Origin of the sequence: Trichococcus paludicola (assembly GCF_003052295.1) — a bacterium.
GTDB classification, from domain to species: Bacteria; Bacillota; Bacilli; order Lactobacillales; family Aerococcaceae; genus Trichococcus; species Trichococcus paludicola.
The window spans coordinates 82,810-103,711 of sequence record NZ_QBLC01000001.1 but is presented as its reverse complement, the minus strand read 5'-3'; the positions used below and the strand labels follow the sequence as shown (position 1 = coordinate 103,711).

At 45.7% G+C, this 20,902-nt stretch carries 20 protein-coding genes; 6 read left to right on the top strand and 14 right to left on the bottom strand.

Annotated features, from left to right (window positions below; genetic code table 11):
• Positions 1-12: 12 nt before the first annotated feature.
• Together C7R56_RS00450 and ade are read right to left on the bottom strand one after the other, a co-directional pair.
• Complete coding sequence (locus tag C7R56_RS00450; RefSeq protein WP_107994678.1) at positions 13-1,062, bottom strand: inorganic phosphate transporter; 1,050 nt, start codon at positions 1,060-1,062, stop codon at positions 13-15.
• Positions 1,063-1,104: 42 nt separating this feature from the next.
• Complete coding sequence (gene ade, locus C7R56_RS00445) at positions 1,105-2,829, bottom strand: adenine deaminase (RefSeq protein ID WP_107994677.1); 1,725 nt, start codon at positions 2,827-2,829, stop codon at positions 1,105-1,107.
• A 345-nt stretch (positions 2,830-3,174) separates the two neighbouring features.
• Here ade and C7R56_RS00440 point away from each other — a divergent pair, with 345 nt between their 5' ends.
• The 3 genes from C7R56_RS00440 to C7R56_RS00430 all read left to right on the top strand — a co-directional run bounded on the left by C7R56_RS00440 (position 3,175) and on the right by C7R56_RS00430 (position 5,659).
• Positions 3,175-4,017 (top strand): transporter substrate-binding domain-containing protein, encoded by an 843-nt coding sequence (locus C7R56_RS00440; RefSeq protein WP_107994676.1) that lies wholly within the window; start codon positions 3,175-3,177, stop codon positions 4,015-4,017.
• Positions 4,018-4,248: 231 nt separating this feature from the next.
• Positions 4,249-4,917, top strand: a complete 669-nt coding sequence (locus C7R56_RS00435) for an amino acid ABC transporter permease (RefSeq protein WP_107994675.1) — start codon at positions 4,249-4,251, stop codon at positions 4,915-4,917.
• Positions 4,918-4,921: 4 nt separating this feature from the next.
• A complete protein-coding gene (locus C7R56_RS00430; RefSeq protein ID WP_107994674.1) occupies positions 4,922-5,659 on the top strand; it encodes an amino acid ABC transporter ATP-binding protein in 738 nt (245 codons plus the stop codon).
• 202 nt (positions 5,660-5,861) lie between these two features.
• Here the strand turns inward: C7R56_RS00430 and C7R56_RS00425 are convergent, their stop codons facing one another.
• From C7R56_RS00425 to C7R56_RS00400, 5 genes are all read right to left on the bottom strand, one after another.
• Complete coding sequence (locus C7R56_RS00425; RefSeq protein WP_159072108.1) at positions 5,862-6,599, bottom strand: ferritin family protein; 738 nt, start codon at positions 6,597-6,599, stop codon at positions 5,862-5,864.
• A gap of 557 nt (positions 6,600-7,156) precedes the next feature.
• Complete coding sequence (locus C7R56_RS00415) at positions 7,157-7,426, bottom strand: nucleotide modification associated domain-containing protein (protein WP_107994672.1); 270 nt, start codon at positions 7,424-7,426, stop codon at positions 7,157-7,159.
• Between the two features lie 28 nt (positions 7,427-7,454).
• Entirely contained in the window at positions 7,455-8,378 is a 924-nt protein-coding gene (locus C7R56_RS00410; RefSeq protein WP_107994671.1) for a cation diffusion facilitator family transporter, read from the bottom strand.
• Positions 8,379-8,527: 149 nt separating this feature from the next.
• A complete protein-coding gene (locus tag C7R56_RS00405; protein WP_107994670.1) occupies positions 8,528-9,874 on the bottom strand; it encodes a sensor histidine kinase in 1,347 nt (448 codons plus the stop codon).
• Positions 9,871-10,554, bottom strand: coding sequence for a response regulator transcription factor (locus C7R56_RS00400; RefSeq protein WP_107994669.1), 684 nt, complete (start codon positions 10,552-10,554; stop codon positions 9,871-9,873). The genes C7R56_RS00405 and C7R56_RS00400 overlap by 4 nt, the downstream gene beginning before the upstream one ends.
• Positions 10,555-10,703: 149 nt before the next feature.
• On the opposite strand from C7R56_RS00400, the gene C7R56_RS00395 reads away from it, so the two are divergent.
• Both C7R56_RS00395 and C7R56_RS00390 read left to right on the top strand, forming a co-directional pair.
• Positions 10,704-12,035, top strand: a complete 1,332-nt coding sequence (locus C7R56_RS00395; RefSeq protein WP_159072107.1) for a ferredoxin reductase family protein — start codon at positions 10,704-10,706, stop codon at positions 12,033-12,035.
• A 224-nt stretch (positions 12,036-12,259) separates the two neighbouring features.
• Entirely contained in the window at positions 12,260-12,487 is a 228-nt protein-coding gene (locus C7R56_RS00390) for a cytochrome b5 domain-containing protein (protein ID WP_234402554.1), read from the top strand.
• A gap of 113 nt (positions 12,488-12,600) precedes the next feature.
• Here C7R56_RS00390 and C7R56_RS00385 read toward each other — a convergent pair whose 3' ends face one another.
• From C7R56_RS00385 to ftsH, 5 genes are all read right to left on the bottom strand, one after another.
• Positions 12,601-13,470 (bottom strand): GDSL-type esterase/lipase family protein, encoded by an 870-nt coding sequence (locus tag C7R56_RS00385; protein ID WP_159072106.1) that lies wholly within the window; start codon positions 13,468-13,470, stop codon positions 12,601-12,603.
• Between the two features lie 502 nt (positions 13,471-13,972).
• Positions 13,973-14,467 (bottom strand): DUF6803 family protein, encoded by a 495-nt coding sequence (locus C7R56_RS00380; protein ID WP_107994666.1) that lies wholly within the window; start codon positions 14,465-14,467, stop codon positions 13,973-13,975.
• A 497-nt stretch (positions 14,468-14,964) separates the two neighbouring features.
• A complete protein-coding gene (gene ppnP, locus C7R56_RS00375; RefSeq protein WP_107994665.1) occupies positions 14,965-15,279 on the bottom strand; it encodes a pyrimidine/purine nucleoside phosphorylase in 315 nt (104 codons plus the stop codon).
• 51 nt (positions 15,280-15,330) lie between these two features.
• Positions 15,331-15,681 carry a DUF2200 domain-containing protein gene (locus tag C7R56_RS00370; protein ID WP_107994664.1) on the bottom strand — a complete coding sequence of 117 codons (351 nt, stop codon included), beginning with the start codon at positions 15,679-15,681 and terminating at the stop codon, positions 15,331-15,333.
• A gap of 440 nt (positions 15,682-16,121) precedes the next feature.
• Positions 16,122-17,957, bottom strand: a complete 1,836-nt coding sequence (gene ftsH, locus C7R56_RS00365; RefSeq protein WP_107994663.1) for an ATP-dependent zinc metalloprotease FtsH — start codon at positions 17,955-17,957, stop codon at positions 16,122-16,124.
• Positions 17,958-18,225: 268 nt separating this feature from the next.
• On the opposite strand from ftsH, the gene C7R56_RS00360 reads away from it, so the two are divergent.
• Positions 18,226-18,528, top strand: a complete 303-nt coding sequence (locus tag C7R56_RS00360; protein WP_107994662.1) for an iron-sulfur cluster repair di-iron protein, ric — start codon at positions 18,226-18,228, stop codon at positions 18,526-18,528.
• A gap of 140 nt (positions 18,529-18,668) precedes the next feature.
• Here the strand turns inward: C7R56_RS00360 and C7R56_RS00355 are convergent, their stop codons facing one another.
• Together C7R56_RS00355 and C7R56_RS00350 are read right to left on the bottom strand one after the other, a co-directional pair.
• On the bottom strand, positions 18,669-19,916 hold the full coding sequence (locus C7R56_RS00355; protein ID WP_107994661.1) for an RtcB family protein: 1,248 nt from the start codon (positions 19,914-19,916) through the stop codon (positions 18,669-18,671).
• Between the two features lie 101 nt (positions 19,917-20,017).
• Positions 20,018-20,704, bottom strand: coding sequence for a hypothetical protein (locus C7R56_RS00350; protein ID WP_159072105.1), 687 nt, complete (start codon positions 20,702-20,704; stop codon positions 20,018-20,020).
• Between the last annotated feature and the right edge of the window lie 198 nt (positions 20,705-20,902).

The window sequence follows — 20,902 nt, the reverse complement described above, 5'->3', positions numbered from 1 at the left end:
AATCGGCGCCCCCTAGAATATCCGAATGAACAGCTTTGCCATCAAATAACCGACAAGGCCGCAGCCTGGAAATGTCAACACCCACGTAAAAACCATTTCCTTGACCGTGAGCCAGTTTACGCTCGACAGATGCCTGCCGGCGCCCACGCCCATGATGGCCGTTGTCTTCGTGTGGGTCGTGCTCACCGGCAGACCCAAGAGAGAGGCTGTCAGGAGGCTCACAGCACCAGCAAAATCAGCGCTGAAGCCTTGATAGGTCTCCAGCTTAACCAGGTTGACCCCTACCGTCTTGATGATTTTCCCGCCGCCGATTGCGGTCCCCAAAGCCATGACCGTGGAACACAACAGCATCAACCAGATAGGAATCACAAAGTCGGTTGTGGCATTTCCTTGCGATAAGGCAATGCCCAGCAAAAAAATCCCGATGAACTTCTGGCCATCCTGGGCCCCGTGCATAAAAGCCATCGCCGCTGCACCAGCTATCTGGCTATTGCGGAAGAAAGTTGTCGTGCTTTGCCGTTCAACGTCCTTGAACAGCGCGCCGACCAGTTTCACGACAAGGAAACCCAAAAATAAACCCAGAACGGTGGAAAGCACCAAGCCGTACAGCACTTTGATCCATTCCGCCCCATTGATTCCGCCGATGCCGCCCTGCAACGCGATTGCAGCCCCAGACACACCGGCGATCAAGGCATGGCTTTCGCTGGTCGGGATGCCAAAATACCAAGCCGCAGTGGCCCACACCACAATCGCAAAGAGCGCTGCACACAGCGCCACGACTGCATCTTCCGTATTCCCGCCAAAATCAACCATCTTCGCCATCGTCTGGGCAACTTTCTCATTGATCGCCGTCATCGCAAAAACGCCTAAAAAATTGAACACCGCCGCCATCAGGATAGCGTTCCGCGGCGTCATGCTTCTGGTCGAAACGCAGGTGGCTATAGCGTTCGGCGCATCCGTCCACCCGTTCACCAAAACCACTCCCAACGTCAAGGCCACCGTGACCGCAATAGCCGGGCTTGACAGCAACAACTGAATGAATTCACTGAATGAAATCGCCATAAAGAACCACCGCCTTTCCAGACTGCAGAGGAGTAAGTGACCTTACATCGGAATTCCGACTGCGATATGCTGGAAGGAATCTACATCAAACAAACCTTTATCCGTCAGTTTCAGACGCGGAATGACCGGCAGGCACAGGAATGAAAGGATCATGAAAATGTTCTGCGATTCTTCCGCCAGCGTAGCCAACTGCTCATGCAACACATGCAGTTCCTCGATGACTTCTTCGTAAGGTTTTTCCGACATAATGCCGCCGACACGCAATGGGACCGACGCCAGCACTTTGCCGCCATCAACGATAACGAGCCCGCCCTGCATACGTTCCGCTTCTTCGATTGCCAGCAGCATATCCTCATCGTTCGTTCCAGCAACGACCAAATTATGCGAGTCATGGGCTACAGTCGAAGCGATGGCGCCCCGTTTCAGACCGAGCCCGCTGACGATGCCAGCTCCGATGCTGCCGGTTTGGTGATGGCGCTCACACACAACCATCTTCACTTGATCATTTTGCGGATCCGCAACAAAGAATCCGTCTTCCGTCTGCACATCCGCTACGATTTTCTCCGTAATGATCCGGCCAGGCACAACGCCGATGACCCAAGCTTTCTGGTCTTTTTGAAGCGGGATCTGCAGATCGTCTTTTGTCACTTTCTTTAAATGGATGGAGGAACGGACGGCCTGTGGAACCGTGGCGCGGACGCTTCTCAAAGCATCCAGATCCAGCAAGCGTCCATCTTTGATGATCGTTTCCGGGCGCAACGTCTCCAGGCTGTCCGTGATCAGGATATCCGCTAGGTACCCAGGTGCAATGGCGCCTTTATCATGGATGCCGTGGCACACCGCATTGTTGAGTGTAGCCATCTGGATGGCGATCAGCGGATCCAAACCATGTTGGATGGCCAGCTGAGCGGCATAATTGACGGTTCCTTCTTCGGCCAATTCGTCCAAATGCTTGTCGTCTGTGCAGAATGAAAAACGGCGGCTGTTCCTTTCATTGATGGCCGGCAACAGCGCCAACAGATCTTTCGCAGCCGATCCTTCGCGCACCAACACATGAATGCCCCGGCGTACCCGTGCGATTGCTTCTTCCGCAGTCACCGCCTCGTGATCGTTACGGATTCCTGCTGTGCTGTAGACATTCAATGCGGTATCCGGCAAACCGGCCGCGTGTCCATCGACCTCAAGCCCAGCTTCAGTCGTCATGCGGATCTTCTCAAGCATATCCGGATTTGCATTCAAAACGGATGGATAATCCATCACTTCAGCCAAGCCGATGACGTTCGGATGGGTCAAATAAGGCCGGAGATCATCCGCAGTCAGCGTTGCCCCGTTCTGCTCGAAGGGTGTCGCCGGCACACACGAAGGTAGCTTCATCAGGATATCCATGTCGGCATTGGCTGCATCCTCCAGCATAAAGTCGATCCCGCCTTTTCCTGCAACGTTCGCGATTTCATGCGGATCGGTCACAACGGTCGTCACGCCGTGTTTGATGAGCGCACGCGAAAATTCCGACGGCGTCACCATCGTCGATTCGATGTGGATATGCCCGTCGATAAAACCCGGCATGACATACTTGCCTGAAGCGTCCACCACTTGATTCCCGTTCGGATAAGTACCGATGCCGACGATGTATCCATCTTTAATCGCAACGTCCGCTTCAAAAGTCTCCAAAGAAAATACATCCACTACTGTTCCGTTTTGGATGATAAGATCCGCTTCCTCCGGTTGCTGTGCTGCCTGGATCAATCTTTTCAATACATCTGCCATACAAATTCCCCCTGGTTCCATTCGCCCTCTTTGTCAGCGAATCTCTTGTTGTTTCCTATATTATACACGATTCGCGTGGGGACCGATAAGCTTCTTAATCATCGCGCAATTTGCGTCATTCATAAATCCCGGGTGATCGCTTTTACCTATCAACCTTGTTCGATTATAACTGTTTGCTTCTTACATGCACCGGTGATAAGATTTCCTCATGCCTCAGAGCGACAAAAAGTAAGAAAATGTCGATTTGCGGACCAGCATCACAAGCGAAAACTGTCTGGGGGAGTTTTTTCGGTCGAAAGACCTGCAGCTTTTCAAACAAAAAAAACAAAAACAGGAGTGAATATAATGAAGAAACTATTATCAAAGATCTTATTCGTGGGTACAGCAGGCTTGGCTTTGGCGGCTTGCGGCGCAACAACTGACTCAAGTTCGGACAGTGCCTCAACAGCAACAAGCACCGCCACAGCAGGAAACGTCTTAAAAACAATCGAAGAAAATAAACAATTGCGTATCGGGGTGGAAGGCACTTACCCTCCGTTCAGCTACCATGATACAGAAACAGGCGACCTGGTGGGCTTTGAAGTTGAAATCGCGGAAGTCATCGCAGCAGATTTGGGCGTGGAGCCTGTCTTCGTCGAAACGAAATGGGATTCTTTGATCGCCGGACTGGATGTCAATAAATACGATATCGTCATCAACAACGTCGGCGTTACGGAAGAACGCCAAGAAGCTTATGACTTCACCGATGCTTATTTCGAGTCCTATGGCCAATTGGCGGTCAGTGCAGACTCTGACATCCAAACTCTGGAAGACTACAGCGGCAAAAAATCCGCCCAATCCACTACAAGTAATTACGCTCAGAACGCCCGCGACCTTGGCGCTGAAATCGTACCTGTCGACGGCTTCAATCAAGCAGTTGAATTGATCACTTCCGGCCGTGCTGACGGAACGATCAATGATTACATCACGTTCCTGACTTACTTTGAAGAATATCCAGATTCTACGTTGAAACTGATCGACGAAAAACTGCCTACCAATGACGAAGTCGGCATCATCCTGCAAAAAGAAAACACAGAATTCCAGACTAAACTGAACGAAATAATCGCAGCACGCACAGAAGACGGCACTTTCAAAGCAATCTTCGAAAAATACCTGGGCGAAGACATCAGCGTCGGAGCCAACGAATAAGAAAAACTGAACGGGCTCGTTCAGTTCCGCGTTTACGAAATCGTACCGATAGCGCCTCGGAGGCACAATCGGTACGATTTATCTGATTTATGACGGACTAATTGTTGAAGCTAGCCATAATAGTCGGATGCATGGTACAATTTGGTATCTCTTACGGTATTTGCGGTGATGCACTTTTGAACGTTGAATAATTGTTAATTTTTTAATATAAAAAGGATTGGTGAGTAAATTTTGCAGCATACATTATCCATAATCGAAAACGCCCTATGGCCTATTCTGGAAGCAGGATTTACCGTCACCATCCCCTTGGCGCTGATTTCCTTTGCCTTGTCACTTATCTTGGCGGTCCTTACCGCAATCATGCGGATTTCGAAAAGCAAGATCCTAAAAGGCTTGGCTTGGTTCTACGTGTGGGTATTCCGCGGCACGCCGCTGTTGATCCAATTGTTCATCGTCTTCTTCGGTTTGCCGAAGCTGAACATCACGTTAGATGCGTGGACCGCCGCAATCCTGACTTTCGCCCTGAACAGCGGTGCCTATTCAGCTGAATCCATCCGCGGCGCAATCCTGTCCATCCCGAGAGGGCAATGGGAAGCGGCCGATTCCTTGGGCATGACGCACGGACAGGTCCTGAAAAGGATCATCTTCCCGCAGACCATCCGGATCGCCTTGCCATCGGTCATGAATGATTTCATTTCCTTGGTGAAATCAACTTCCCTGGCTTCCAGCATCACGATTATTGAAATGACGATGGTCGGGCAGCAATTCGCTTCCGTTACCTATGAACCGTTGATTCTGTATATGGAAGTGGCAGTGATTTACCTCCTTATCAGTACAGTGTTGACTTGGATCCAAGGCAAGTTGGAAATCAGAACTTCAAAATATCTGAAAAAGGCGTGACGACATGATCGAAATCAAACATATCCAAAAATCCTACGGTGACTTTCATGCCCTCAAGGACATCTCGTTGGCTTTCAGAACCGGCGAAACGACTGTCATCGTCGGCCCATCTGGTTCGGGCAAGTCCACCCTTCTCCGCACCTTGAATTTGTTGGAAGTGCCCGAAAGCGGCGTTTTGAAGAACGGCAATCTCGAGGTTGATTTCAGCTCCAAAATTTCAAAGGAAACGATGATGGCCATCAGGAAAGAAACGGCGATGGTATTCCAGAGCTTCAACCTCTTCCCACATCTGTCGGTATTGGAAAATGTCATCGAAGGCCCGCTCACAGTCCTGAAACTTTCTAAAACGGAAGCGACGGCCAAAGCGAAGAATCTGCTGACCAAAGTGGGGTTGGCTGACAAACTGGATCACTACCCGGATCAACTTTCTGGTGGCCAGCAGCAACGCGTAGCAATCGCGCGCGCCTTGGCCATGGAGCCGGATTTCGTCCTGTTCGATGAACCGACTTCTGCCCTAGATCCCGAATTGGAAGCAGAAGTGCTGCGCGTGCTGAAGGAACTTGCTTCCGAGAAGCTGTCCATGATCATTGTGACGCACAACCTTGACTTCGCACGGGAAGCAGCGGACCGCATGCTCTTCCTGGAGGACGGCAAAGTCGGCTTCGACGGTCCGACAAAGGACTTCTTCGAAAGCACAACCGAGCCAAGGATCGCTCGCTTCATCAACAGCATCACGATATAAAGAAAAAAGACTGACCCCAGCATCTTGGATGCTCGGGTCAGTCTTTCTTTTTGTTTGGGTTTTCGAGAATTTATCTTCCTATTCCGACATTTCATCCCAGAAAGATTGCGCTATCGCACGGTAGCCTTGTACGATCCGTAATGAAGTAAAATGCCTATCCCATATATGACAGATCAACCTCAGCTAACCCAATCGTCAGTATTTAGTTGGGGTTATTACCTTTGTCTTCATTTCCCCCAAAATTTGCATTTTCTTGTTCAAACGCCTGCAAATGTTCTTCTGAGGCTGCCATCAATCGTTCAAAAACGGCTTTCACATCGGGGGGGAGTACTTCTTCTTCAAGGAAACGTTTATACATGCTGATATTTTGCGTTTCGCCTTCTATACCCATTGCATAACTTGCTGCCAATGAATCCGGAAGTGTTACCCTATCAGATGCATCGTTGGCAGGTACCGTGATTCCGTTCTTTTCGAATAATGGAAGCAATTCGTTTATGTGCGTGGCTTCAGCTTCCGCAATATTCGCGAAAGGATTAGCGTTGTTGTTTGCTTCTGCAATCGCAGTATACTTAGCCTGCGCCAAGTATTCATCCTGAAGGGCATAGGTCAGCATTTCCTCTAACGTGTAGTTGTCGTCAGCCAAAGCCCCTGCCGTTCCATATGTATCTTTTGATAATGCGGATGTTACCTCAGATGCTGCTTCAGATAATTCGGAGGTTACCTCGGATACTTCTTCAGATAATTTGGAGGCGGATTCAACCGTTTTCGAAGTGATTTCGGAAATTTTGGATTCGGTGTCTGACACATTCGAACAGCCAGTCATCACTAGCAGGCCTAATGTCAAAGTTGTTTTTACCATGGTCCCCATAAATTTTTTCATTTTGTACATCTCCCTTTGTTTTGCAGTAACTTGACCGTTCATTCGATTAGCCTGTTCCATTTAATAAGATCAGGTGCCATTTATCCAATTAGTTGGAAACCAGTTAAAAAGAAAAAATGAGAGTGCCTATATGGAATTGATTTACGGATGCTCTTTACATCTACCATTATACTGCGTCAGCTTATATTTTAGAATTTTTAGCCTGTCATCCTTTTTCGTTATTTATCAAGATGTGTTCACAGTCCATGACCTAGTTTTTTCATTATCGTAACCTTCAACAGATCATTCAAAAGAAGACAAGATGCCATTGCATAGACCAAAATGGAGAAAGCAGCAAAAGCATGGTGAAGGCAGATATAACAAATTTCCCAGTCACCACATATGCAAGGGCTACATAAGCCGATTTTAGAATTGTCCGGCTGATTTTGCTGATGACCCAAGTTAATATGCGCTGATAAATTGTTCGCCCTTTTTCAACCAATGACACAATGTTTGCCAACCCAGGATCGGTAAGTACGATACTGGCGGCACCAGAGCGTTCCCCTGACTCATGTCACAATTTTATTTCATCACTAAGCTCCCACATCGGTAAGCGCTAAAAAATTCACTTACTATTATTATGCCTTGTTTTCGATTTCGATGATGGTCATGATTGCATAGTTCGCTAAATCCATCAGCGTGTCCGTAATACTCTCGTCTTTAACTTCGGCCTCCTGCTTGATCAGTTGTTTGAACCGGTGCAGCTTATCATCCAATCGGATAGCCGGCATCGTCAGCCCATACTCTTGGAAGCTGTCGCCAAAACTGTCCCCGTAGTCTTTATTTTTTGCCGCATACAGCTGATTCAGCCTTTCGCATATTTCCCTGTGTCGCTCAACTTTCGTCATATACACCACCGCTTCCCTCTGTTCTTCCTTATTCTTTATCGAGTACCCTGCCTGCATCCTCGCAACAATTATATTCGAACTGAATCGTCAAATGGGTCACACCGAAGCGCTCTTTCAATACCTGTTCCAACTTCTCATAGACGTCGGATAATTCACTGACCAAAATATCGTTTTGCAGATTTACGTGGGCTTCGAAAAAGAGCGTATGCTCATCCAATGCCCAAATGTGGACGTGATGGATGTTTTTTATCGCATCCATCTTTTCGAGTTCCTCCGCTATTTCATCGATGTCCACGGTTTCTGGTGTTCCCTGCATCAGGATGTTCACCGACTCTTTCAATATTTCATAGCTTTCCTTGAGAATGTATATACCAATCAGCACAGTCAACAAAGGATCAATCCAGTAAGCATCGAAATAATAGATGACTATGCCGCCGACCATCACCCCAACCGAGGAAAGGGCATCGCTCAGAAAATGCAGGTATACCGCCCGCATATTCAAGTCAGCTCCGGAGCTCTTGTGCAGCAGGTATACCGCCACTACATTGAGGACGATCCCAATTGCGGCGATCACGATGACCAACAGTGCGTTTATTTTTTCAGGCTGAATGAATTTAAAATAAGCTTCCCTGAAAAGGAAAAGCGACATGATGATCAGTAGGGTAGCATTGATGACCGCGGCTATGATGGTGGCTCTTCTGTAGCCGAATGTGTTTTTCTTATCGTGTTCTTTTTCTGCCATCTTGACGGCAAACCAACTGATGACGATTGACAATACGTCATTAAGATTGTGGAGTGCATCGGAAAGCAGCGACAAGCTTCCTGAAAACCAGCCGCCCAAACCTTCAGCAATTGTCAGCACAATCTTCAGGACCATGGTTATGAGCAAATTTTTTCCTTTTACGCCATCCAGACCGTCCGGATTGCTGTGCGCATGGGTCTGTTCAGTCATCACTCACCCCTCCTAATGCGAAACAATAAGCAATCATCTCTGCCTTAATGATACTCCAAATTGCATAAAATAGAAAAATCGAGATCCTTTTTTTCCTCATCGAAAAAAGGATTCCCATTTTAATTTAGGAATCCCTCTTCATTTTTACTCTACACGCTTTCCATCATCTTTGGAAACCGGATAAAGAATGTCGTTTCCTTTCCCGCAATACTTTGCACATCGATTTCCCCATTATGCGCATGCATAATATCTTGGCAGATAGCTAAACCCAATCCCGTCCCTCCGCTTTCGCGCGAACGATCGGTGTCGACACGGTAAAAGCGATCAAAGATAAGCGGCAGATGTTTCTCAGCAATGCCCTCACCATAATCGGTGACTGCCATGACGACTTTTTCATTTTCTTGGTAGGTACGGATCATGATCGGCGTCTTCGGATCCGAATGGAAAATGGCATTCTGCACGATATTTAAAATTACTTGCTCGATTTTTTTGCGGTTCATCATAACAGTCGGTAGCTCGCCTATCGTCAGCTTCAGTTTCCGCCCCTCCTGGATCATCTTCAACAGAGGAAAAAGGTCCTGCAGAACATCATTCAGGTTTCCTTCGGCTTTCCCCATCTGCACCTTCCGATCCAATTTTGAAAGTTCCAGCAATTCGTTCACAATATACGTCAATCGTTTCGTCTGATCAAGCATGCTTTCCAGAGAATAGCGTATCTTTTCAGGATTATCCAGTTTTCCCCGTAACAGAATTTCCGAATAGCCCTGGATTGTCGTCAGCGGTGTCTTTAACTCATGCGATGCATCGGAAACGAATTGTTGTAATTTATGCTGATTTTCTTCAATGATCTGAAAGGAATCATGCAGTCTTACTTTCAACTCGTTAGTCGAATCCACCAGTTTGGCTATATCCGCTTGAGCATCTGCGATAACTATCGGCTGATCAAGATTGTCGACCGAAACCTCAGAAACCGAGGCAATGACGCTATCCAAAGGAGCCAGCGTTTTCCTCAACATACGCCCATAGAACCGCCAAGCCAAAACGAGAATGACGATGCTGGCAATCACATAAATAATCAGCTGGGTAAGCATCAACTCCACTGACTCATGGATGGAATAGATGATCTCTATTGTACCGATCTCTTTCCCCTCATAATATACAGGCTCATTGTATGCTGCTGTCTCTTTATTTTTTAAAAATAGTCGATTGGTGTGGATTATTTGCTTTTCTCCGGAGCTCGCATAAAAAACGATGTTCGCATCTGAAGCGAAATCCTCGGCAAGCTCTGACGCTTCTTTAGTCAACGGCTCTTCTTCACCGATCAGATCAGGTGTTTGCTGGATGGCCTCCAGATAGCTCGCTACTTCCATTTTCCTTTGATTTTCGGTGTAGAGATAAATCAAGCTTGTCTGCAAAAAACCGATGATAACCAGAAACAGCAGCAGCAACTGCATGCTTCGCTGGAACAGTTGCTTGTTTAAGCTTTTCGTTTTCATCCTTCCACATCCAATTTATAGCCGAATCCGCGTTCGGTTTTGATGTAGCGGTGCGACGTATCCTGTAGCTTTTCCCTTAAGTTGCGGATATAAACTTCCACAACATTCGAACTGCTGAAATAATCATAGCCCCACACCTTATTCATGATGGTTTCCTTCGAAATGACGATGTTCACATTATCGAACAACAAACACATCAGCTTGTACTCCGTTGGGGTCAGATCAAGCTTTTCATTCTCGAACGTAATCTCATGGCGGGCATCATCGACCGAAAAGGGCCCCTTGCGGATGACTATATTCTTTTGAGGGAAACGGCTAGTCAGGCGGACTTCCATCCGCGTCAGCAGTTCCAGAAAACTGAATGGCTTGGCCAGATAATCATCTGCTCCGGTTTTCAATCCTTTTACCGTATCTTCCGCTTGGTCCTTCGCGGTCAGCATGATGACGACAACATCATATTTCTGCTTTAGCATGCGGCAGCATTCATAGCCATCCATGCCCGGCATCATCACATCCAAAATGACGATGTTAAAAGGATTATCATGCATTTTCGTCAGCGCCGTCAAGCCGTCTTTTGCCGTTTCCACGCTGTATCCTTCGTCTTCCAGTCCCATCGTTAAAAAATCGCGGATGCTCTGTTCGTCATCCACCACCAAAACGCGCGTTTTCTTCCTGTCCATTGCGTTCACCTCTTTGCTTCATTGTAGCACGCTTCCGTTTGCTCACAGAACGAAAAATAGCATCTTCAGCTAATCTTCAGCTTACCTTCATACCATCCTAAATCTTCTTATCTATAATGAATATAAATAAGAAATCGGAGGAAACACGTATGAAAAGAAAAGTGATCCAATATATGATTCTCGCCATCTATTTTTTGAGCCCTTTACCCATTGCCTTTATCTCGCTAAAAGGGCTAAATTTCAGTCTCGCAGCGCCTGCTTTTATCGGTATCGTCAGCTACACTTGGCTACTATCTGAACTGATAACGGCGGCAAGACCCAAATTCATCGAAAAATACTTCAGCCTGGATAAGTTCCATCGCTTCCACGGCATCATGGCAATTGTCGCTTTGGCTCTGGGCTTGATGCACAAAGAATGGGCCAGTTTCGCTTGGGGTGAGTTTGAATTTTCGACTGTCTTCGGGGATTTTGCCATCATGCTGTTCCTGCTGCTGACTGTATTGTCCGTTTTCTTCATGACCAACTGGCTAGGAAAAATCAAAATAATCAAGATAGTGAAGGATACAGTAGGCAATTTTTTCTTCTCCAAATACAGCGTCATGAAGTTCCTGCATAATTTCAATATCGTTGCCATCATCGCGCTTTCTGTGCATGTCATCACCATCGCCTACTTGGTCCGGGGCGATATGACTTTGACCATGATGTACGCCCTATATTTCACCGTTTCTTTGAGCTTCTATGTGTACCACAAGCTGATCAGACCTGTTCTCCTGAAGAAAAATATGTATACCATAACCGATGTTGTGAACGAGAACGACCAGATTGTCAGCTTGACGTTGGCAGCCGAAAACGGGCGGCTCTTTGATTACAAGGCTGGACAATTCATTTATTTAAGAGTGCTGGATGAAAACTATAGTTTTGAGGAACATCCATTTTCTTTAACTTCCGCACCGGAGAATCCGCATGCCCTTTCCGTATCGATCAAGAACTCTGGAGACTATACGCACATCATCCAACGTATCAAGGCAGGGACGAAAGTGACCGTCGAAGGTCCTTATGGCGGCTTAGGACAACCGCTGGAAGACATCCAAAACACGGATAAGAGCTTAGTGCTGTTCGCCGGCGGTGTCGGTATTACACCTATGCTGGGCATCCTCGAAAGCCTGCGCAAAAAAAATGCCAAAAATAAAACGTTGCTCGTCTGGAGTTTACGCAACGAGAATGAACTTGTCTATGCAACGGAACTAGCTTCTTTCCAGAAAGAGTTGCCCAACTTCACCTTCATTCCTTTTTATTCAACCCAGAACGGTTACTTGGATGCAGAAAAGACGGAAGCCATTTGCGAATCCGCTGCAGTTCCCTATGCCATCAGCGAATTTGTACTCTGCGGTCCCAAAGGATTCATGCATACCATTGAATCGACGCTGGTTTCCAAAAATGTTCCAAAACAAAAAATCCACTTCGAGTCATTTGGATTGTAAAGAATGACGAAAGTACAAAAAAAAGGAGAAAAAAAATGAAAAAAAACAACAAAGAAAAAATGATTACCCTCTTACTCGGCGCGAGCTTCGTTTTTGGAGCTTGCGGAATGACACAGGCGGAGACTATCGCAACTACCAACAATGCCAATAGCTCGGTTGTTTCATCGACAGAAGCAGCATCGTCATCCAGCGTTGCTGCTTCTTCGAGTAGCCAAGCGAATGCCATAACCTTTACCCTCGATGAATTAGCGCAGTATGACGGAAAGAACGGGAATGATGCCTATGTCGCCATTGACGGCATCGTCTACGATGTCACCAATGCAGCTAAATGGCAAAACGGGAGCCATTATGGGGTACAGGCGGGCACCGATTGCACCACCGCCATCAGCCGTTCTCCGCATGGTACCTCTGTTTTGGATGGGCTACCAATTGTCGGGATATTGGTGGGATAATCCCCAAAATTTGATTTTCAATAGCATACCGATCGGAAAAAAAAGACTAACCAAGGCCTCAATATGCCCCGCTCAGTCTTTCCTTTTGTGTTGCTTTTGGAGAATTTTGCTTATTATTCCGACATTTCATCCCAGAAAGCTTGCGCTATCGCGCGATATCCTTGGACGGTCGGATGAATGTCGAGCGGCAAATAGGTCCTCGCATTCGAATCCACGTTCCCGCCCATCGCTTCCCAAGTAGAGACATAGGTGATGTTCTGATATTGATAAGACAAACCTGTTACTGCTTGCTCAAGGCCAACATTATACGCTTGTATCAGTTCAGCCAGCTCAGGAATAAGTTGGTCAATTTTAGCTTGAAGAGCGGGATCATCCGAATAATCATTAAGGCAGGAAAAGGCATTGTAGTAACCCATGACATAGATTTCGGCATCCGGATTTAAAGCTTTGATTTGCGCAACGAGAGTGCTGACTTGATACACTACGTAAGGAACTGCGATAGACTTCAGTGAATCCATCTGATAAATCAAACCGCTTATTTGTTCAGGAGTCATATAAGGAAGACTGTCCAACAAATTTGATACATCGCCCTCTTCAGCTTCCAAATAAGATAGCAAATCATTGGCGCCGATATCCAACGTGATGATTTCAGCCTCAATGATCGCATTCTGGGTTGCACTGCCAGTGGTCATCAAGTCATTAGAAACTTGCCAAGTCTGATAGCCCGACACGCCAAAATTAGCGTAACTGTTCAATATACCTTTCCCGGATAAATCATCACGGATGAATTTAGGATAGCTCGTTCCATACAACTTAGTAGAGTTACTTCCGATTTCGGTCGGCTTTTGCCCCGCTGCGAGGGAGTCGCCCAAAGCGACATAATCAATGGTCTTGTTGTTTTGTGCTGCAGATACCGTTCCGATGGCCATGGAGGAAAGCAGTGATAGACTCAGGAGCATAGTGGCTATTTTTCGGATAAACATATGAAGGTCCCCTTTTTCTAATTTTTCGGCACAAAATTCAATACTGATCTGCATCTTACATCCCTAGCATATCGTTCTAATCAGCGGAAACTAAAATAGCATTAAACACAAAACCTAATTCAGACAGCTTATGAAATCAAGATCCAGCTATTCTACAATCCGGTATGCACCTACATTCTCTGGATTTCTTTGAATCTCCACAGGTTTCTCCGTTAAAAAATAATTTATTACAATCACACACTTTTGTATCCGCATTCATTTCCAAATTGGATCATTATGTCATTAAATTAAACGGTTAGGTTAATTTAAACAATCATCCTAACTATTCTTGTTATTTATTTCACATTTTCATTGTATTCCGTATATTTATATTTGTAAAGACATCTGTTTCATTTTTCATCGCATAAAAGCACCTCCTAAAATGGATACGTTTATCGTACCCATTTTGGGAGGTGCTAATTATTTGTATGCGTCTTTTGGATACAGATTTACATAATAATAGCTAATTCGTCATACCAGGCATTACGGCCATGCTGTCGATGATTTCAGGATTCACCATACCGAAAATCATGGCAATATGGGCAACGACCAGGAAGCCTCCGACCAGCTTAAAGTGAATTTTCATTTTCTCTTCATCAGTTTTATTCTTGAAAATTACACCCAGTTCCATTAATGCGATTGGTAAAAGGAACAGGACACCGCTCAAGTAGAAACCCACTGCCACAACGTCGACCCATGTATGCCAACCGTTGGTGGTAGTCAATGGGATCACCGCGTTAAACAATAGGTAGAAGAAAATACCCGTAAAATAGAAGCCGGCAAAGATGCCGACGATTTTGTTCAGCGTCCTCAGTCCCCCTGATTTTGCCCTGTCAAAAATAATGAAAAATTCTGAAATCGTCAGCGTCTCCGCGCAAATCACAGGGATGGCCATAAAGATGATCAGATTCCAGGGCTGATTTGAAGCTAATAACGACATGTAATGAGTCATGCTCATTTTTGTTTCCTCCTCAAAGTAAAATAACTAAAAATTGATAGTCTTAATATACCGAACAAATGTGTAGATTGGATGGAGATTGGGCGTCTTCATCTGAGCTACATAATGATCTGATATTCTGTGTTTGTAGCAAAAAACAATCCGGAAAGAGGGGTCCAAATTATGCTGACAATCCAATTTATTATTTCATTACTGCTTGTTCTCGTCTTAGTGAGGTTGATCATGAATACAATCCGAAACCAGGATTCTGTTTTGAGAGCCGATGTGAAACGATTGCGTTCAGAAAATGAAGCTTTGCGGAAAGAGCTTCTCAAACGCGGAATCGTTGAATATGTTTAACAGCTGAAAATCGATAGTGGAAACAACCGCTGTCTATACACTATAAAAAACCAACCCGAAAACGGAATTCGAACTCCGTTTTCGGGCTGGTTTATTTTGTTGAAATCAGTTTTTTTCCTGCACTGCTGCACAGTTACTGCAAATGTGGTGCTTCAGATCTAGTCGTTTTTGTATGAACAGCAATAGTCCACATACTTCTCGACAATCATTTTAAAGGAAGAATTTGCCTGAATGACATAGCTTTGGCCTTTGCTGTAGAGTGTGTATTCCGTTTCGCCTGGCAGCATGACCGACATGTCGCCGCCCAGGACTTCCATGATTTCCTCTGCATCGGTGTTGAATTCGTACTCGCCTGCCAACATAAAGCCCAACGTCTTTTTCTCTCCACTTTCGAACAGGACCGTTCTGCTGGTCACTTTCCCATCAAAATACACATTTGCTTCCTTGATTACTGTCACATTTTTGAATTCCATCCTATTTCCTCCATTAGCCTGATTATTTTATGTTTTTCTTGCATGTATACCCTATTTTCTCAGTATCTTCTCCATGGCCTTCCCTTTAGCCAACTCATCGATGAGTTTATCCAGATAACGGATTTTCTGCATAAGTTTGTCCTCGATCTCTTCGACACGGTAACCGCAAATGACCCCTGTGATAAGCGAGACGTTGGGATTCAGGTGAGGCGCCTGTGCAAAGAAGGTTTCAAAATCGACTTTATTGTCCAATAGTTGTTGCAGAGTCGCTTCATCATATCCCGTCAGCCAGAAAATGATTTCGTCCACTTCTTCTTTCGTGCGCCCTTTTTTCTCGGCTTTCTGGATATACAACGGATAGACGCTGGCAAACGATATCCCGAAAATTTTTGTGTTCTTCATGGCTGCTCCCTTCTGATTTTCTGACACTTTATTCGATGTTTATGATTTTTATTATGCCATAAACTTCAGAAAAGCTCATCATTTATTAGCACGACTGCCCAAAAATGTCGTCATACCAGGTACAGCTTAGGAGCAAGAAAAGCCGCTTAAACACATCGTCAATTTGATGTGTTTAAGCGGCTTCTGTTATCGCACTTTGGACTCATTTTACGTAATAAATCCCTCGCTAAGGAATAGCAATAATCCCTGCTTCGGATAAAAGTCACAGTAGCATATCGGATAAAGTCAGCTCTCTGCTCCCTTCGCCACATTGCTTCCTAGTTTTATTGCATACGAACAATATTCAAAGTCCAAGTTTCTACGAAGGCTGCAAAAGCTCCTACAGAAACTTTCCCCAATATTTTTTTGGCAAAAAGGTATAACTTATTTCATCAGACTCATTACCCTTCCTGAATCAGCATTTCCATGAATTCCTCGCCGCTCATAGTTTCTTTTTCGAGGAGATACTTTGCAAGTTCATGCATTTTCGGTTCATTGGCCTTGATGATTTCCTTGGCTTTTTCGTGGGCGAATTTGATGATGCGCAAAACTTCATCATCTATTTTTGCAGAGGTTTCATTCGATACGAGCGAGGTTACATCCGTTCCCAGATATGGGTTATTGATCGTTTCCAAAGCCATCATGTCGAATTTTTCACTCATGCCGTATCGTGTGACCATGGCCCGCGCGATAGCCGTTGCGGCCTCTATATCATTCTCCGCCCCAGACGTTATCGTATTCAAAATGACTTCCTCGGCAGAACGTCCACCCATGTAGGTGACGATTTTATTCAGGAATTTTTCTCGGCTCATCAGCAGCTGGTCCGTCTCTTCCGATTGCATCGTATAGCCGAGGACTCCGGATGTCCTTGGGATGATGCTGATTTTATTGACTGGTGCGGAATCGGTCTGTTTTGCAGCAACAATCGCATGGCCTATTTCATGGTACGCGATCGCCAATTTATCCTCTTTCGAGAGGATCGCATTTTTCCGTTGGTATCCGGCCAGAATGATTTCCAACGCATACTCCAAATCGGATTGATTGATTTTGCTGCGCCCTTCCTTTATGGCATGGAGAGCGCCTTCATTTATCAGATTGGCAAGATCGGCTCCAGAGCTGCCAGGTGTGTCCCGGGCGATCTCCTTCAGATCGACATCGCCATCCATTTTGACGGATTTTGCATGAACCTCCAGAATCGCTTGCCTCCCGGCAATATCCGGCAACTCAAGCGGAATGCGCCGATCAAACCGTCCGGGCCTCAGCAGCGCTTTGTCGAGAACTTCAGGTTTGTTCGTTGCCGCCAGGATCACCACCCCTTTTTCCGAGGAGAAACCATCCATTTCATTCAATAGCTGGTTGAGCGTCTGGTCTCGCTCATCATTTCCGGTTATCCCTGACAGGTTACGGCTCTTGCCGATTGTATCGATTTCATCAATGAAGACGATGCAGGGGGCTTTTGCCTGCGCTTGATTGAACAAATCCCGCACCCTAGCTGCGCCAACACCGACGAACATTTCCATGAATTCTGATCCCGAAATAGAGAAGAAGGGAACCCCGGCTTCTCCCGCAACTGCTTTTGCAAGAAGCGTTTTACCGGTCCCCGGAGGTCCAACAAGCAGAATTCCTTTTGGCATCTTCGCCCCGATTTCCCGGTACTTTTGGGGATTGTGCAGAAAATCGATTACTTCCCAAAGTGCTTCTTTCGCTTCGTCCTGGCCCGCTACGTCCGCAAATGTTTTTCCTGTTTCAGATGCAGCATAAATCATGACATTGCTTTTGCCGAATTTCATTTCGCTGCCGCCGAGCCCTCCGACTCTTCCCTGTAGCCTGCGCATCATAAATCCCCAGAACGCATACAGTAACGCCATGGGCAGAATCCAGATCAGGAAAAAATTAACCAGTGGCGAACTTTCTTCGATAATCTCTTTCTCAAACTTTACATCAGCCAACAGCAACCGGTCAGTGAGTTGAGCATCCTCCATTCTGCCGGTGATGAAGATGCTCTCTACCCCTTCATCGTCCAGCGTCGTGAATTCTATCCGGTTTTCATCCACCAGAACCGACTCGACACTGCCTTCTTCCACCATTGTGACGAATGTCTTGTAATCCACTTCCGTCACCGCATTTTCATCCACACCAGGAAAAATGAAAAAATTCAGCACAATCAGAAAAATTGCAGTTGTCACAGCAAAATTCAGCCATTGTTTATTGCCCTTCGGGGGCATTTTAGACTCCATCAGATTATCCCTCCCATTCGTAAAAAAGAACTTTCCGTCACCTATATTATCCCAGAAAAACAGGATATTACAAAAAATTAGGCAGCTTTTGAATACACGAAAAGACCAAGATTCCATTTAGGATCTTGGTCAATCTGCTATTCTGATGTTTTACACTCATTGCTTGTGTTCTCCATAAACAAAATTCAGTTTATTGATTGGGGTCAAGTCTATTTTTGTGAATTAGTCATACACTTAGAATATCAAAAATCAGAAAGAAGGACTTCATATGTCAAAACACTCCACATTCAACGAAGTAAAGGAAACCCTATTCCCGACATTGGAGCAATATGTACCGATCGTAGCAAGAGTTCATGGGAAAAATCATCCGGAATTCCATGAAATCCATCAGATATTTTACACAATTATCGAGAAGACAAATGCTCCAGATACAGAAAAATCTGACTTAAATGAAGAATTCATCAAATTACGCGAAATTTCAAATAATTATGCGATTCCGGACGATGTATGCGAAAGTTATGAAGCTGTCTATAAGATGTTAGCTGAAGTGGATGAAGCCTATCGAGCTTAACAATAGTGTAGTCGGAGATTCCATCCGGATCCACACCGGATTTCCGAATAGGTTACCTTTTCGGAAATCAGCAAAGGCCGCCTCGAAATGAGACGGCCTTTGCTATGATAAGCTGATTTTTTCCTTTTTGCGATCAACGCCTAGCCTTTAACAACCCCAAGCGTTTCCAACTTACGGATAGGCTCAATCAAATCCAGTTCATTGGCGATGATAAAATCGATGTCTTTATAGGCAAGCCGGGCTTCCTCCCCTATGTCGCGTTTCCTTGTCTTCCCCAGAAAAATCCCCCTCGAGTCGAGATCGAAGATTGTATCATCCATACCGAACGTTTCCAACGCCTCTGTCCTGCTCATCTGGCGGCCGGCCCCGTGCGAGCAAGAATGAAAGCTCTCTGGATTCCCTTTCCCTTTAACCAGATAGGAACTCATCCCCATTGCGCCCGGGATGATTCCCCATTCACCTTCCCTGACCCGTATGGCCCCTTTCCGATGCACCCAGACCATCTTCCCGGTATGTTCTTCGTAAGCGGCATAATTATGGTGACAGTCGATCGGTTCAGATAGTTCAATCTCGGTAAAACCCGCATACTCGACAACCAGATGACGAATGATTTCGATGACAATCCCCATAATTTTCGCCCGGTTCTCTTTGGCGAATGCCATGGCAAATTCCATCCATCGGATATACTCCTTTCCGATGTCACTTTCCGTCGGCAGATTAGCCAAATTCCACTCTGGAGGAACGGATGATTTCTGCTGTATGTTCAGTTGCTTCGCTTTATCATCAAAATAATGACAGACTGCATCCCCGACATTCCGCGAACCGGTATGGACCATCACTCCCACCAATCCCTGTTCATCTGTTTGCAGCTCGATAAAGTGATTCCCACCGCCGAGCGTCCCTGCTTGAAAATAGGCCTCATCCAACACATAGGCAAGCTCCTTAGTAGCACCCACCTTTTCCTGTTCTTCCAGATACCAAGAAAACTTCCGGACAGCTTCGCTTGCTTGTTTGCGTTTATGCTTCTCATAACCGTTCGGAATGCTCCGCAGAATAGTGTTGACGATGGTTTGCGCTAACTTCCCATCGGGCGTCTCTTCCGTAATAAGAATTTCCGCGGGAATATTGGTTTGTACAAAAGTCATGCCACAACCAATATCGGCCCCGACTGCATTCGGGACAATCATCCCTTCAGCAGCTAGAATGCCCCCGATGGGCATGCCGTAACCGGCGTGGGCATCCGGCATGATAGCAATATGTTGGTAAGCAAATGGCAGATTGGCCAGATTTTTTGCTTGTTCCAGACAAATTCTATCCAGTTGGTCTGTATTCTCAAGCCAAATCTTTATCGGCACTTTCTGTTCAGTTGATTCATATAAGGTAAACATACTTCATCCCCCATAAGTCGAAATTTATTTATCCAACAACTTACTCGCTGAATCAGCTGTTTCTTCCAAATCTTAGAAAAAATGATTTTTTCGAACACAAATTATTGCAGCTCCATCATATTCACGAAGGCAGCGGGTACCGTTATGGTTTCTCCAATGGTGGAATCATAGCTAATCGTTCCAGCTGCTGTTCCATAAAATTTGATAAGGGCATTTTCCGAAATCCCGAATTCGTTGATATTCGATTCATATCCTAAAAAAATGACAGCCCCCTCCTTATCATCAACCGCCACTAACATTTGCGAAGATCCTTCGCCTTGCATCACTTGAATGACCCGCCCGGACATGGCAATCAGTTCAGAATAATAGGTATCGGGTGCCTGTGCCAATTGATCATACGTAATATCCGTCCGGTAATTCGCGGGATCTTTGAGTTTTGCCTCTGCTTCAGCCTGCGCTTTGGCTTGAGCTTCAGCATCAGCCTTGGCTTCCGCCGCCTGGACGGCAGCCTCAGCACGTTCAGTCGCTTCAGCTTGTTCAGTACTTTCTGCAGCCGCCATCTCTTCAAAGTTAGCTATTGCTATTTTCGCTGCTGTATTCGATGCGTTTGTTTCCGCCGTGTCCGTTCCTCCACCGAATACAGCCATCACACCTACCGCCACAACAAAAATTAACCAAAACCACCATTTTTTCAATAATAGTATTCCGTTTGCATTATTACCTGTCTTCTTAGCCAAGAAATCCACCTCCCAAATTCTTTTCCCCTTTTCATCTGCTCGTTCCAGCACTATTCCCGCCTCTTATTCCTGGACAGAAAGTCGGGATCTCTTCTTAAAATATATCCATATTATACCGCTAATGGACACGCAAGCGATATTTATTCGCTATCCTGAATTTGCCCACCCATTTGCCGAAATCAAAAAAAGAAGCACTTGTTAGAGAATCAACCTCTAACAAGTGCTTCATCTTTTATTTGGATGGACCTG

What these genes read in the sequence shown, in the direction of transcription:
- C7R56_RS00355 (WP_107994661.1), bottom strand. Translation starts at nt 19,916, where the DNA reads ATGTTTACCTTATATGAATCAACTGAACAGAAAGTGCCGATAAAGATT.
- C7R56_RS00360 (WP_107994662.1), top strand. Translation starts at nt 18,226, where the DNA reads ATGTCAAAACACTCCACATTCAACGAAGTAAAGGAAACCCTATTCCCG.
- C7R56_RS00385 (WP_159072106.1), bottom strand. Translation starts at nt 13,470, where the DNA reads ATGTTTATCCGAAAAATAGCCACTATGCTCCTGAGTCTATCACTGCTT.
- C7R56_RS00430 (WP_107994674.1), top strand. Translation starts at nt 4,922, where the DNA reads ATGATCGAAATCAAACATATCCAAAAATCCTACGGTGACTTTCATGCC.
- C7R56_RS00380 (WP_107994666.1), bottom strand. Translation starts at nt 14,467, where the DNA reads ATGAGCATGACTCATTACATGTCGTTATTAGCTTCAAATCAGCCCTGG.
- C7R56_RS00410 (WP_107994671.1), bottom strand. Translation starts at nt 8,378, where the DNA reads ATGACTGAACAGACCCATGCGCACAGCAATCCGGACGGTCTGGATGGC.
- C7R56_RS00405 (WP_107994670.1), bottom strand. Translation starts at nt 9,874, where the DNA reads ATGAAAACGAAAAGCTTAAACAAGCAACTGTTCCAGCGAAGCATGCAG.
- C7R56_RS00440 (WP_107994676.1), top strand. Translation starts at nt 3,175, where the DNA reads ATGAAGAAACTATTATCAAAGATCTTATTCGTGGGTACAGCAGGCTTG.
- C7R56_RS00425 (WP_159072108.1), bottom strand. Translation starts at nt 6,599, where the DNA reads ATGGAACAGGCTAATCGAATGAACGGTCAAGTTACTGCAAAACAAAGG.
- C7R56_RS00395 (WP_159072107.1), top strand. Translation starts at nt 10,704, where the DNA reads ATGAAAAGAAAAGTGATCCAATATATGATTCTCGCCATCTATTTTTTG.
- C7R56_RS00400 (WP_107994669.1), bottom strand. Translation starts at nt 10,554, where the DNA reads ATGGACAGGAAGAAAACGCGCGTTTTGGTGGTGGATGACGAACAGAGC.
- C7R56_RS00415 (WP_107994672.1), bottom strand. Translation starts at nt 7,426, where the DNA reads ATGACGAAAGTTGAGCGACACAGGGAAATATGCGAAAGGCTGAATCAG.
- C7R56_RS00370 (WP_107994664.1), bottom strand. Translation starts at nt 15,681, where the DNA reads ATGAAGAACACAAAAATTTTCGGGATATCGTTTGCCAGCGTCTATCCG.
- ftsH (WP_107994663.1), bottom strand. Translation starts at nt 17,957, where the DNA reads ATGGAGTCTAAAATGCCCCCGAAGGGCAATAAACAATGGCTGAATTTT.
- ade (WP_107994677.1), bottom strand. Translation starts at nt 2,829, where the DNA reads ATGGCAGATGTATTGAAAAGATTGATCCAGGCAGCACAGCAACCGGAG.
- C7R56_RS00450 (WP_107994678.1), bottom strand. Translation starts at nt 1,062, where the DNA reads ATGGCGATTTCATTCAGTGAATTCATTCAGTTGTTGCTGTCAAGCCCG.
- ppnP (WP_107994665.1), bottom strand. Translation starts at nt 15,279, where the DNA reads ATGGAATTCAAAAATGTGACAGTAATCAAGGAAGCAAATGTGTATTTT.